Annotated in this window: 12 protein-coding genes; 8 read left to right on the top strand and 4 right to left on the bottom strand. The window is 58.3% G+C overall.

Going from position 1 to position 13,398, the window contains the following annotated elements:
• Positions 1-90 precede the first annotated feature (90 nt).
• From BJF91_RS04175 to BJF91_RS04140, 8 genes are all read left to right on the top strand, one after another.
• Positions 91-903 carry a DeoR/GlpR family DNA-binding transcription regulator gene (locus BJF91_RS04175; protein ID WP_075613225.1) on the top strand — a complete coding sequence of 271 codons (813 nt, stop codon included), beginning with the start codon at positions 91-93 and terminating at the stop codon, positions 901-903.
• 69 nt (positions 904-972) lie between these two features.
• The gene (rhaS, locus tag BJF91_RS04170) at positions 973-1,968 is read left to right on the top strand and encodes a rhamnose ABC transporter substrate-binding protein (protein WP_075613224.1); all 996 of its coding nucleotides are present in this window, start codon (positions 973-975) and stop codon (positions 1,966-1,968) included.
• Between the two features lie 112 nt (positions 1,969-2,080).
• Positions 2,081-3,613 carry a sugar ABC transporter ATP-binding protein gene (locus BJF91_RS04165; RefSeq protein WP_139310580.1) on the top strand — a complete coding sequence of 511 codons (1,533 nt, stop codon included), beginning with the start codon at positions 2,081-2,083 and terminating at the stop codon, positions 3,611-3,613.
• 10 nt (positions 3,614-3,623) lie between these two features.
• Positions 3,624-4,625 carry an ABC transporter permease gene (locus BJF91_RS04160; RefSeq protein ID WP_075613416.1) on the top strand — a complete coding sequence of 334 codons (1,002 nt, stop codon included), beginning with the start codon at positions 3,624-3,626 and terminating at the stop codon, positions 4,623-4,625.
• Positions 4,622-5,635 carry an ABC transporter permease gene (locus BJF91_RS04155; protein WP_075613222.1) on the top strand — a complete coding sequence of 338 codons (1,014 nt, stop codon included), beginning with the start codon at positions 4,622-4,624 and terminating at the stop codon, positions 5,633-5,635. The genes BJF91_RS04160 and BJF91_RS04155 overlap by 4 nt, the downstream gene beginning before the upstream one ends.
• 2 nt (positions 5,636-5,637) lie before the next feature.
• Entirely contained in the window at positions 5,638-5,961 is a 324-nt protein-coding gene (rhaM, locus tag BJF91_RS04150; protein WP_075613221.1) for an L-rhamnose mutarotase, read from the top strand.
• A complete protein-coding gene (locus BJF91_RS04145) occupies positions 5,958-7,352 on the top strand; it encodes an FGGY-family carbohydrate kinase (protein WP_075613220.1) in 1,395 nt (464 codons plus the stop codon). The genes rhaM and BJF91_RS04145 overlap by 4 nt, the downstream gene beginning before the upstream one ends.
• Positions 7,353-7,619: 267 nt before the next feature.
• Complete coding sequence (locus BJF91_RS04140) at positions 7,620-9,458, top strand: bifunctional diguanylate cyclase/phosphodiesterase (protein ID WP_075613219.1); 1,839 nt, start codon at positions 7,620-7,622, stop codon at positions 9,456-9,458.
• A gap of 43 nt (positions 9,459-9,501) precedes the next feature.
• Here the strand turns inward: BJF91_RS04140 and BJF91_RS04135 are convergent, their stop codons facing one another.
• The 4 genes from BJF91_RS04135 to BJF91_RS04120 form a co-directional block, all read right to left on the bottom strand.
• On the bottom strand, positions 9,502-10,242 hold the full coding sequence (locus BJF91_RS04135; RefSeq protein ID WP_075613218.1) for an aspartate/glutamate racemase family protein: 741 nt from the start codon (positions 10,240-10,242) through the stop codon (positions 9,502-9,504).
• Between the two features lie 27 nt (positions 10,243-10,269).
• Complete coding sequence (locus BJF91_RS04130; RefSeq protein ID WP_075613217.1) at positions 10,270-11,088, bottom strand: ABC transporter permease; 819 nt, start codon at positions 11,086-11,088, stop codon at positions 10,270-10,272.
• A gap of 3 nt (positions 11,089-11,091) precedes the next feature.
• Complete coding sequence (locus tag BJF91_RS04125) at positions 11,092-11,997, bottom strand: ABC transporter permease (protein ID WP_075613216.1); 906 nt, start codon at positions 11,995-11,997, stop codon at positions 11,092-11,094.
• 92 nt (positions 11,998-12,089) lie between these two features.
• Positions 12,090-13,379 carry an ABC transporter substrate-binding protein gene (locus BJF91_RS04120; RefSeq protein WP_075613215.1) on the bottom strand — a complete coding sequence of 430 codons (1,290 nt, stop codon included), beginning with the start codon at positions 13,377-13,379 and terminating at the stop codon, positions 12,090-12,092.
• Between the last annotated feature and the right edge of the window lie 19 nt (positions 13,380-13,398).

Below are 13,398 nucleotides of genomic sequence, written 5' to 3'. Positions count from 1 at the left end.
GTTCATTGTGCGGCGCAATATAATCTTTTTTGATCGTTTTTGATTGACATTATTTTTCCATTAAGTCTAAATCACCGTCAGGAGGACACCATGCACGAACGCGAACGCCATCGCATCATTCTCAGCGCCATACAGGAAAAGCCTGTGGTGACGGTGCAGGATATTGCCGAATTGACGGATGCGTCCGAAGCAACCATCCGCAGAGACATCGCATCGCTGCATATCCAGGGAAAACTGCGGCGGGTACGCGGTGGCGCCGAAGCGGTGCATCCGCCGCAGCAGGGCAATCTGGCGGCACGGCCGTTTCGGGTGTCAGAATCGGTCAATATCGATAAAAAGCGCGCAATTGCGCGTGCAGCTGTCGGATTATGCGCGGAAGGTGACTCAATCATCATCAACGGCGGGACAACGACGTTCCAGATGGTGCACTTTCTGTCAGCCCATCGCCTGCAGGTGATGACCAACTCGTTTGCGATCGCCGAGCATCTGATCAAGCATTCGAAATGCACGGTGAATGTGCCCGGCGGCGCGATCTATCGCGACCAGAGCCTGATCCTGTCGCCCTTCGAGAATGACGCGATCCGTAATTTTTATGCCCGGCGGATGTTCATCGGCGCTCAGGGTATCTCGGCGCTTGGCGTCATGGAGCCTGACGCGCTTGTCATTCAGAGCGAGCAGCGGCTGATGCGCCAGGCTGACGAGCTGATCGTCATGGTCGATTCGTCTAAATTCACCCGCCGTTCCAGCATGATTCTGTGCGGTTTGGAGGCTGTATCTACCATCATCACTGACGATGCGGTGCCAGATGAGGCCGCGCATATGGTGGAGGCAGCAGGAATAAAGCTTGTGACGGTCAAGGTATCCGCCTCGACCGACAGGGAGGGTACCCCTTCGGTCGCTTAGGGAAGCGACACGACCGTTTCGGGGGCCGTTTGGGGGATTGACGGTCTTTAACACTGGGAGGAAGACAATATGAAAATTTCAAGACGGATGTTCGGGGCGGCGGCAATTGCTTTCGTAGCGACCACGGGCATGGCCCAGGCCGCCGAGATGAAGATCGCCATCGTGGTGAAGTCGCTCGGCAACGGCTTTTTCGAAGCCGCCAACAAGGGCGCTGAAGAGGCCGCCAAGGAACTCGGCGGCGTCAAGATCATCTACACTGGCCCGACCTCGACGACGGCGGAAGGCCAGATCGAAGTGATCAATTCGTTGATCGCTCAGGGCGTTGACGCCATCGCCATCTCCGCAAACGATCCCGATGCAGTCGTTCCGGCCCTGAAGAAGGCAGCACAGCGCGGCATCAAGGTCATTTCCTGGGATTCCGGTGTCGCACCTGCCGGCCGGATCATGCATCTCAACCCCTCTTCCAACGAGTTGATCGGCAAGATGTGCCTGAAGTTGGCCGCCGATCATCTGCCTGACGGCACGGGTGACTTTGCCATTCTGTCTGCCACCACCACCTCGACCAACCAGAATATCTGGATTGCCGAGATGAAGAAGCAGCTGAAGGACTTCCCTGGGCTGAACCTGAAGACCACTGTTTATGGTGACGACCTCGCCGACAAGAGCTACCGCGAAGCCAACGGCATCCTGACCTCCCATCCCGATGTAAAGGTCATCGTTGCTCCGACCACCGTCGGCGTGCTTGCGGCATCGCAGGCCGTGAAGGATGCCGGCAAGATCGGTCAGGTCTATGTGACGGGTCTTGGCCTTCCCTCGGAAATGGCTGGCGCCATTAAGTCGGGTGCGACGAAGGAATTCGCCATCTGGAACCCGATCGACCTCGGTTACTCCGCCACCCAGATCGCTTATCACCTGGTCAAGGGTGACGCCTCCGGCAAGCCGGGCACGGAAGTTCCCGCTGGCCGCATGGGCAAGATCAAGATCGGCGACAACGGCGAAGCTGCGATGGCCGATCCCTTTGTCTACGACGCCAAGAACATCGATCAGTTCTCGAAGATCTTCTAATTTCCAAACATCCCGCTTTCGGGACAACAATCGATATGAGAACCCGGCGGCACTGCCGCCGGGAACCCTTTTCCGTTCCTGGCCGCACAGGCCCGCTCTGGTGCAGATGATAATGAGTGTTCAAACCAAAAGCCTAGACGCAATACCGCTTGACGCCGGCGCGCCCATTCTCGAGATGCGTGGCATTTCGCAGATCTTTCCCGGCGTTAAGGCACTTGATCGCGTCGATATCGCCCTCTATCCGGGGCAGGTTACTGCCTTGATCGGCGAGAATGGGGCGGGCAAATCGACGCTGGTCAAGATCCTCACCGGCATTTACCGTCCGAATGAAGGCGAGATCGTCATTGATGGCAAGACCGTCAGCTTCGCCAATGCCCAGGCAGCCATTGACGCCGGCGTCACGGCTATTCACCAGGAAACCGTGCTGTTCGATGAATTGACGGTGGCGGAGAACATTTTCCTTGGTCATGCGCCGAGAACCCGGTTCGGCTTCATTGACTGGAGGAGCATCAACACTCAAGCAAGCGCCTTGATGGAGCAGCTGGAAAGCAAGATCGATCCGACTATCAAGCTCAAGGATCTCTCAATCGCCCAGCGACATCTCGTGGCGATAGCAAGGGCCCTGTCGGTAGAGGCGCGCATCGTTATCATGGACGAGCCCACGGCAGCTCTGTCGCGAAAGGAGATCGACGATCTCTTCCGGATCGTCGAGGGCCTGAAACGGTCTGGCAAGGCAATCCTGTTCATCAGCCATAAATTCGATGAAGTCTACGAAATCGCTGAAAATTATGCCGTCTTCCGTGATGGCAAGATGGTCGGGGCCGGAAACTTGCAGCAGACGCCGCAGGATGAAATCGTCCGTCTCATGGTCGGTCGCGATGTGCATGACGCCTTTCCGAAAATCGACGTGGCGATCGGCGCACCTGTTCTCACCGTGTCCAACTACTGCCACGAGACGGAATTCCGCGACATTTCCTTTGATCTGCGTAAGGGCGAAATTCTGGGCGTCTACGGCCTGATCGGCGCAGGACGCTCGGAACTATGCCAATCGCTGTTCGGCATCACCCGGCCAGCGTCGGGCACTGTCGTACTGGAGGGCAGGGCGCTCGACATCCGGTCGCCTGCCGATGCCATTGCCGCCGGGATCGTCTACGTCCCCGAAGAGCGCGGCCGCCATGGTCTGGCGCTGCAAATGCCGATCTACCAGAATATGTCGCTGCCATCTCTGGTCAGGACCTCAGCGCGCGGCTTCCTGCGGGCCGCCAACGAATTTTCGCTGGCGCGTCATTATGCCGAACGGCTGGATCTGCGGGCAGCAGCCCTCTCAGTGCCGGTCGGGACGCTTTCGGGCGGCAACCAGCAGAAAGTGGTAATCGGCAAATGGCTGGCCACCAAGCCCAAGGTGATCATTCTCGATGAGCCGACAAAGGGCATCGACATCGGCTCCAAGGCGGCCGTGCATGGCTTCATCTCGCAACTGGCCGCAGAAGGCCTGTCGATCATCATGATTTCCTCCGAACTCCCCGAAATCATCGGCATGTCGGACCGGGTCATGGTGATGCGCGAGGGCCTGCAGGCCGGCCTGTTCGAGCGGGCGACGCTGACGCCGGAGACCCTGGTGCGCGCCGCGACCGGAAATGCGTGAGGACATGACCATGAAGAGCCTGCTGAAACATCGCGAACTGGCGCTGGCGGCGATTATCGTGCTGCTGATCGTCGGTTTTTCAACCCGGGCCGATGGCTTTGCGTCGCCCGGCAATCTCGCGACCATCTTCAACGATACGTCGATCCTGATCATCCTTGCCCTTGCGCAGATGACCGTGATCCTCACTAAATCCATCGACCTGTCGGTAGCAGCCAATCTCGCCTTTTCCGGCATGGCCGTCGCCATGCTCGATGCGAGCTTTCCCGGCCTGCCGCTACCGCTTTTGATCGTTGCTGCGATCACGATTGGCGCTACCCTTGGCGCCATCAACGGCTATCTCGTCTGGTTGCTGCAGATTCCGCCCATCGTCGTAACACTTGGCACGCTGACCATCTATCGCGGCATGGCCTTTGTTCTATCAGGCGGGGCCTGGGTCAATGCCCACCAGATGACGCCTGACTTTCTCAACTTGCCACGCATCGTGGTGGCAGGACTGCCGGTGCTAGCCTGGGTCGGCGTCGCTGTGATGATAGCCATGTGGGTCGTGCTGGGCCGCACGCCCTTTGGCCGCTCCGCCTATGCCTCCGGCGGCAACGCGACCGCTGCCGTCTACGCTGGCATCGACATTGGCCGGACCCGGTTCTTTGCCTTCATGCTGTCGGGTGGCCTTGCCGGGCTCTGCGGTTACCTCTGGGTCTCCCGCTATGCGGTGGCCTATGTCGATATCGCCAATGGTTTTGAACTCGATAGCGTCGCCGCCTGCGTGATCGGCGGCATATCGATAGCCGGCGGCATCGGCTCCGTTGCCGGCACCGTGCTAGGCGCACTGTTTCTCGGCGTCATCAAGAATGCCCTGCCTGTGATCGGTATTTCACCCTTTGCGCAGATGGCGATTTCAGGCGTGGTTATCGTGCTCGCCGTCGTCTTCAACGCCCGGGCCGAGCGTAAGAAGGGCCGGATCATCCTGCGCGACCGCGCAGCAGGTAGTGCCAAGCAAGAGGTAACGGCATGACAATCTCTCCCGTTGAATCGAACGTCTCCCGGCGCAGCATTCCCGATACGCTCGGAACCCCATTGCGCCGTCTTTTGGCAAGCTGGGAAGTGCTGCTGTTTGGCGTCGCTATTGTCATCTTCGTCGCCAATTCCCTCGCTTCCACTTATTTTCTCGATGCCTGGAACCTGTCGGACGCCACGTTCAATTTTACTGAAAAGGCGATGATTGCCTTTGCGATGGCGCTGCTGGTGATCGCGGGGGAAATCGATCTTTCCGTGGCCGCCATTATTGCGCTGGCCTCCACCGCCATGGGTGCCGCTGCCCAATTTGGGATCGACACACCAGGATTGGTGGCCATCGGCATCGGCGTCGGCCTTGTCTGCGGCGTCTTCAATGGCCTGCTGGTTGCCGGGTTGAAACTGCCGTCTATCGTGGTGACAATCGGCACGATGAGCCTGTTTCGGGGCATTTCCTATATCGTGCTGGGCGATCAGGCCTATGGCAAATACCCTGATAGTTTTGCCTATTTCGGCCAGGGCTATGTCGTCTGGGTATTTTCCTTCGAATTCGCGCTCTTCCTAGGCTTCGCCGCACTGTTCGCAGTTCTGCTGCACGCCACCAATTTCGGTCGTCAGGTCTATGTAATCGGCAATAATCCTCTCGCCGCCCGCTTCTCCGGCATTCCCGTCGACCGGGTAAAGTTCATCCTGTTCCTGCTGACCGGTCTGATGAGCGGTATCGCCGCCGTCTGCCTCACATCGCGGCTTGGCTCTACCCGACCGTCTATTGCCCAGGGCTGGGAACTGGAGGCTGTCACCATGGTTGTGCTGGGCGGCGTGTCGATCGTCGGCGGCGCCGGTACCATTGGTGGCGTGGTGATTGCGGCCTTTGTCATGGGTCTCGTGACCTTCGGCCTTGGCCTCCTGAACGTGCCAGGCATCGTCATGTCGATCTTCATCGGCCTGCTACTGATCATCACCATCGCCCTGCCGATCCTGGCGCGCAGAATGCGGGACATGAGGAACTGACTATGGCCGATCTGGAAAAATACGCTTTCAAGATGCAGCTCAACCCCGGCATGGAAGCTGAATATCGCCGCCGCCATGACGAGATCTGGCCGGAACTGGTTGATCTTCTGCACGAGGCGGGTGTCAGCGACTATTCCATCCACCTCGACCGCGACACCAATACGTTGTTTGGCCTTTTGACCCGTCGTCGGGACCACGGCATGGCTGACCTTCCTGACCATCCGGTCATGCAGCGCTGGTGGGCGCATATGGCGGATATCATGGCGACCAACCCCGACCGATCTCCAGTCGCTGTCGAACTCGAGCCGGTTTTCCATCTGCCATGACACGTGTGTTTGAGCGAATTGCCGTCATCGACATTGGCAAGACCAATGCCAAGGTGGTCGTACTTCAAGCCTCCTCAGGCTTGGAATTGGCTGCGCGCCGGATGGCCAATGCCGTTATAAACACCGGGCCATATCCGCATTTCGACATCGAAAGCCTTTGGGCCTTCATTCTGGACTCGCTTCGCGCTTTCGCGCGCGGCCCCGGCTTCGATGCCGTTTCAATCACCACTCACGGAGCGAGCGCTGTCTTGCTGAACGGGCAGGGCGGTCTTGCCATGCCTGTCCTCGATTACGAGCACCGCTATCCGGAAACCGTCTGCGCCGCCTATGATGGACTGCGACCGCCCTTCAGCGAAACCCAATCGCCTGCCTTGCCCGGCGGGCTCAATCTCGGCGCACAACTACACTTTCAGAAGACGGCCTTTCCGGAGCTGTTTTCGGATGTAAAGACGATCGTGACCTATCCGCAATACTGGGCTTTCCGGTTGACCGGCGTCGCCGCGAACGAAGCGACATCACTTGGGTGTCATACGGATCTGTGGCGACCGCAGGAGGGCACCTATTCCACTCTGATCGAAAGCCTTGGAATATCCAGCTTGATCGCTCCACTTCGCTCCGCCTTCGATGTGCTGGGGCCAATCTTGCCCGATTTGGCTGAGCATATCGGCCTCTCGCATCCGATCCCCGTCTATTGCGGCATTCACGATAGCAATGCCTCGCTGCTGCCGCACCTCCTGCGCCGCAAACCGCCGTTTTCCGTTGTGTCTACCGGTACTTGGATTATCGGCTTTGCTGTCGGTGGCACAGCGTCAGGCCTGGATCCGGCCCGCGATACGCTTGCCAATGTCGACGCGCATGGCCATGCCGTCCCCTCCTGCCGCTACATGGGCGGCCGCGAGTTCGAGCTTCTGACGCAGGGGACACAGCCCCCCGAGGAGCTCGAGATCGAGGGAGCGCTGAGCGACGTGCTGGCACGCGACATCATGCGCCTTCCATCAGTCGTCGAAGGGTCCGGACCTTTTCCAAACCGTCGTGGCCGCTGGACGAACGAGCCCCAAAGCGCGGCACAAACCCACGCTGCCGCAAGCCTCTATGCTGCGATGATGACCGCCTGGTCGCTTGAACTCGTCGGGGCCGACGGTCCCATTCTGGTCGAAGGGCCTTTTGCCCGAAACAAGCTTTATTTGCGCGCGCTCGCAAACTGCGCCGGACGCGATGTGCATATCGCCGAAGGCGGCACCCCGACCGGCACGGCCGAAGGTGCTGCCCTTCTGACCGGTATGTCTTTGCCTAATGTCGAGGAGACCAGATTCTCGCAGGAGAGCCTCGACATCCGGCACTATTTCCGAACGTTCCGCGATCGGTGTGGCGAAAGTGCGCTTTCCGCGTAAGCTGAGACGATCTCACTTTTTTCCTTTGCTCATCCGTCACATCGATCCAGAGCCGTATGAGGCTCGGCAGTGTTGCAGCTGCTTGGCGACGACCGAATTCGAGCGGAAATATTTTTCAATTGTAAATCATCCTCACGGATTGCGTCTTTCTGCGGCCTTCTCAGAGAGTTTTTCAACGTTACATCATATACAAGAGATTTCGAATATTTGTAACTGCCCTTTAATGCCTGGAGGCTAGATTGAGGCGGTTCACGGGAATGGCGACATATGCTCATCAAGCTGCAGAACAAAATTTTGGAGAAGATAGCCAAGGGGGAGCCCCTGGCGGAAACCGTGGATTATTTGTGCCGGACCGTTGAGGCCATGGTTGATGATACCGTGTGTTCGGTGTTGACGCTTGATGATTTCGGTCGGCTGCACCACTTGTCGGGCCCTTCCATCCCAAAACATTATGCCCAAGCGATCGACGGCCTTTGCTCCGGCGAGGGCGTCGGGTCGTGTGGCACTGCCGCGCACCGCGGTGAACCTGTTATCGTGACTGATATCGAAACCCATCCCTACTGGGCAGCCTTCAAGGGCCTAGCCTTGCCCCTTGGCTTTCTGGCGTGTTGGTCGACTCCAATTATTTCCGGCGGCAAGGTACTCGGCACATTCGCCTTCTATTTCCGCAAAAAGCGGGGCCCCAGCGAAGTCGAGCAAAGCATTGTCTCAGCTTGCGTCCATCTTTGCGCGATTGGGCTGGAGCGAGAAATGCGGCTGGAAGAACGTCGGCGCCTTGCTTTTACCGATGTGCTGACCGGTCTGCCAAACCGTACCGGTTTTAACGAGACCGTGATCAATGAAGATGTCACCCGCAATCCTTGGGGCTTGCTGTTGATCGACCTCGACAATCTCAAGCAGGTCAACGACACCTTTGGTCACCAGGCAGGTGATGACCTGATCCGCACCGTTGGCAAGCGCTTGCAGCGCATGTCGGGCTCGGATACCGCTTTTCGTCTGGGGGGCGATGAGTTCGCCGTCATCGTGCGAGGAACAGATTGCGTCGACCTGGGCTACCATGCCGCCTATGTACTCGCGGCCCTGAAAGAACCTTGTCTCTGCGCCGGCCAGACCGTCTATCCCGCTGGCACGATCGGTGGTGCCATCGCCCGGAAGGATCAAACCGTCGATGAAGTACGCCAAAACGCCGACTTCGCGCTATACGAAGCCAAGGAGCGCTGTCGCGGGCAGTTTATCGAATACACGGCGGGATCCGGATCCAAAATTGCAAAACGGTTTCGGTCGTTCCAGCAGGTGAGCGAAGCCTTGCGGGAGAGGCGCATAAAGACCCATTATCAACCTGTCGTCGACCTCGCCACGGGCACCCCTATCGGGTTTGAGGCGTTGAGCCGGCTGGCGACCCGCAACGGCGACATCGTTTCGGCCTCGCATTTCCACGAAGCCACGACCGACGTCCATCTTGCCTGCGCCCTGACTGCCTGCGTCCTGGACAATATCGCTCGTGATGCCCGAGACTGGCTGGACCGGGGCCTTGAATTTGGTAAGATTGGACTCAACGTCTCCGCTGGCGATTTTCTCGACGGCAATCTCGCGCAACGGATCGTAGGAGCGATGGAAGGCGCTGGCATTTCGCCGGACCGTATCGTTGTCGAACTGACGGAATCGATCTACCTCGGCAACCGCGAGCGAATGGTCATCGACCAGATCAAGCAAATTCGCGAGGCTGGAATGTTGGTGGCGCTGGATGATTTCGGTACCGGCTTTGCCTCCATGACCCATCTGCTCACGGTGCCTCTCGATATCATCAAGATTGACCGGTCCTTCATTGCACGGCTTCTGGTGGAGCAACCGGCGCTAGTTATCGTTGAGGGTTTGCTGGCAATGTCGAAAAGCCTCAATATCCGGGTTATCGCCGAGGGGATCGAAACCGAGGAACAGCGTAACCTCCTGATGGGAATGGGCTGTTCGCAGGGGCAAGGCTATCTGTTCTCAAAGGCCTTGAGCAGGGACCGAGTCACATCAATGATGAGCCATAGGCGATCCGGCCAAACGCATGGCTACGGCGCCGGCGAGTTACCCTTATTTTCCTTGTCGGCGTCTCAGTAATGCCTATGGCGACAAGAACAATGTCCGTGCCGGTCAATGATATCTAACAAAGAGCCTCAGGCGCAAAACCTTCAAGCAGGCCCTTATACGGTTTGCGAACTGGCGCTGCATAGGCATTGCCTTTCGCCGTCCGGACCCCGAGCCCCACTAATGCCTCAGCCTGCTTTACCGCACAGGCGACCCCGTCGATAACAGGAACCTGAAACTCCTGGCACAATTGCTCGGTTAGATCCGCCATGCCAGCGCAGCCAAGAATGATTGCATCCGCATCGTCCTGCTCGAGCGCCTTCGCGATTTCGGCCCGCAACCGCTCCCGCGCATTAGAGGAGGGATCCTCGAGCGACAGTACAGGAATGTCGGCGGCCCGCACCTTGCAGCGCGACGATGCGCCGTAGCGGTGAACGAGATGCTCAATTGGCAAACGTGAGCGGCCCATTGTCGTGACAATGCTGAATTTCTGGGCAATGAAGCTGGTTGTCGCAATCGCCGCTTCACAAATGCCGATCACCGGGATGGCCGCCAGCGCACGGGCTGCATCAAGCCCCGTGTCGTCAAAACAGGCAATGATCGCTGCGTCCACACCGTCTTTTTCTGCTGCGGCGAGTTCCATCAGCAGGCCTGGTACGGCCAGCGCTTCGTCATAATAGCCTTCGATGGACACTGGCCCCATTTTCGATGTCAGCGGTAGGATAACCGTACCTGTCGCAGCGACGCGCCGCGCTGCATCGGCCGCCGTGTCTGTCATGCTGGCGGTCGTATTGGGGTTGATGAGAGCAATGCGCATGAAAATCCGAGGAGAAGCTGGAGTGTATCAGGCCGTGCCACGCTGGCGGCTCAGGCGGCGAATGAGAAACAACGTCAAGGCGATGACGAAGAAGGAGAACACAGTGGTTACCGTGCCGAGCGCATAGAGCACCGGAGTGGTGACATTTGTGGTCATGCCGTAGATCTCGAGCGGCAGCGTGTTGAAACTGCCCGAGGTCATCAGGGTACGGGCAAATTCGTCATAGGAGAGCGAGAAGCCAAACAGCCCGACCCCGATCAGGCTTGGTGCAATCATCGGCAGGAGGACGTATCGGAAAGTCTGCCAGGAGGAGGCGCCAAGGTCCCGCGCGGCTTCCTCATAGGCTGGAGAGAACCGGTTAAACACAGCAAACATGATCAGCACGCCAAAGGGCAAGGTCCAGGTCAGATGTGCCCCAAACGCGGAACTATACCAACTGGGCTGAAAACCAAGCTCCTGAAACACAACACCGATCCCAAGGGAAATAATGATGGACGGCACGACGAGGCTTGCGACGGCAAGGTAGAATAGTGCGGTCGCGCCGTAAAACTTTCGCCGGAAGGCAAGCCCGGCCAGCAGCGACACCAGCACCGTAACGACCATCACCATAAGCCCGAGCGTTATAGAGCGCTGGATGGCACCACCGAAATCGCCGACGGCCTGCGTCTCGAACAGATTGGCGAACCAGTGCAGGGATACGCCGTTCAAAGGGAAGGTCAGACCGCCATTTTCGCCTTGGAATGACAGGATCAGGATGGCCGACAGCGGGCCGTATAGAAACAGCACGAACAGTGCAAAGAAAGCGGCGAGCAGGTAGAATTCGCGGCTGCGTTTTTCCCTGACCATGGCTTAGAGTTCCTTTCGGATATCGACGATGCGCAGGATGCCGGCCACCATCAGCAGCACGAGCACAAGCAGCACCACGGCGTTGGCGGCAGCGGCCGGATATTGCAGCAGCGACATCTGGTTCTTCATGATCAGCGCCACCGACGCGCTCTGACCACCGGACATGACCTGAACCGTCGAAAAATCTGCCATGGTCAGCGTCACGACAAAGATCGTGCCGATTGCCATGCCGGGCTTGGCAAGCGGCAAAATGACGTTGGTCAGGATCTGCCAACTGGAGGCGCCGGCATCCCGCGCCGCCTCGACAAGGGCTTTGTCGATCCGCATCAAGGTGTTGAAAATCGGCGTGACCATAAACAGCGTGTAGAGATGCACCATGGCAAGCACCACGGCGAAATCGGAATAGAGCAGCCATTCCAGCGGCTGCGGGATGATGCCCATGCCGACCAATGCCTGGTTGACCAGGCCGTTACGGCCAAGCACCGGGATCCAGGAAATCATCCGGATGATGTTCGACGTCAGGAACGGCACCGTGCAGACAAGAAATAGCACGGTTTGCATGGCAGCACTTCTGATGTGAAAAGCCAGGAAATAGGCGACCCAGAAGCCGATAAACAGCGTCAGCCCCCAAACGATGGCGGCGAATTTCAAGGTATTGAGATAGGTTTTCCAGGTTACCCAGGAGCCCAGGGTTTCTGTGTAGTTGAACGTGACGAAGCCGGGATACATCTGGGCGAAGTCATAGTCCCAGAAGCTCACGACGACGATCATCAGGATCGGAAGCAGCAGGAAACCGCCAAGGATCAAGGCAAGAGGTGCTGCCTGCAGATAAGCGGGAAGCCACGACGGCAGACGAATGTCGCGCTTCGGCTTCGGCTCACCGACACCCAAAAACCTCACTGTTGCCATCAATCGTCTCCCTAACTTCATCCGAGCAGCGCACAGGCGCCGGGTTTCTCGCCCCGGTGACCGGGGCGAGAGAGATTTCAAGCCCTTTGGTGTCAGGCAGCGATGAACTCGTTCCAGCGGCGAACCATGTAACGGTCTTCGTCCATGACGGAGTTCCAGCAAGCGACTTTGCCCATGCGCTCTTCGAAGGAGCCGCCGTCGCGCACGGCACCGGCCTTTTCCATCACCTTGCCTTCGGGTGACAGGATATCTCCCTGGGCTGGCTTGCCTTCGATCCAGTAGCCCCATTCGTCAGCCGACATGAAATTCTTCGCGGTTTCCATGCAGGCTGAATAGTAGCCCTGACGGTTGAGGTAGCCGCCGACCCAACCGGATGTATACCAGTTGATATACTCGTAGGCTGCGTCGAGCTGGGCACCCTTGAGATGCGATGCGAGGCCGAGACCGCCGCCCCAGGCGCGATAGCCTTCCTTCAGCGGCTGATATTTGCAGGCAATGCCCTTGGCGCGCACGGAGGCAACGGCCGGCGACCACATTGACTGGATAACAACTTCACCTGATGCCATCAGGTTGACGCTCTCGTCGAAGCTCTTCCAGAAGGCGCGGAACTGGCCGTCTTGCTTCGCCTTGATCATGAAATCGATCGTCTTGTCGATTTCGGCCTTGGTCATGTTGCCCTTGTCGGCATACTTAATCTTGCCCATGGCTTCCATGATCATCGCGGCATCCATGATGCCGATCGACGGAATATTCAGGATCGAGGTCTTGCCCTTGAAGGCCGGATCCATGATATCGGCCCAGCTGGTGATGTCGCGACCGACGAGATCAGGACGGATGCCAAGCGTATCGGCATTGTAGATTGTCGGCACCATGGTCATCCACTCGGTCGGTGCCTTGGCAAAGGTCTTGGCGCCCGGCTTTTCGACGAAGCCGACGGTGTGTGGAGCGGTGCCCTGGGCAATGGTGCTGTCTGACTTCAGCTTGCCGTCGATGAACAGCGGAACGATCTTGTCGTAATACTTGAGCTTCTTGACCTCCATCGGCTGCAAGACGCCTGCCGGGAAGACCTTCTTGGCGATCCAGTATTCGACATCGGCAATGTCATAGGAGTTCGGCTGGGTGACTGCGCGCTGAGCGGCGGCATCGGAATCCGTCGCCGTCATTTCGAGCGTGATACCGAGGTCGGCCTTGCACTTTTCGGCAATGGCGTTGATGTTCGACACGCCCGTGCCGAACTGGCGAAGCGTGATCTTGGTCTGCGCCCAGATGGTCGGGAAGCCGGTGATCGCGCCCGAACCGGCGGCCAGACCGGCAGCGGCAGCGCCCGTCTTCAACAGCGACCGGCGTGTCAGGCCGGATTTCGGCTGCTTGGTGTTGCTCATAAACGTTCTCCTCTGGTTT

This window comes from Gillisella taibaishanensis, from assembly GCF_001938985.1.
GTDB lineage: Bacteria > Pseudomonadota > Alphaproteobacteria > Rhizobiales > Rhizobiaceae > Allorhizobium > Allorhizobium taibaishanense.
This window is presented reverse-complemented; position numbering and strand designations above follow the sequence as displayed.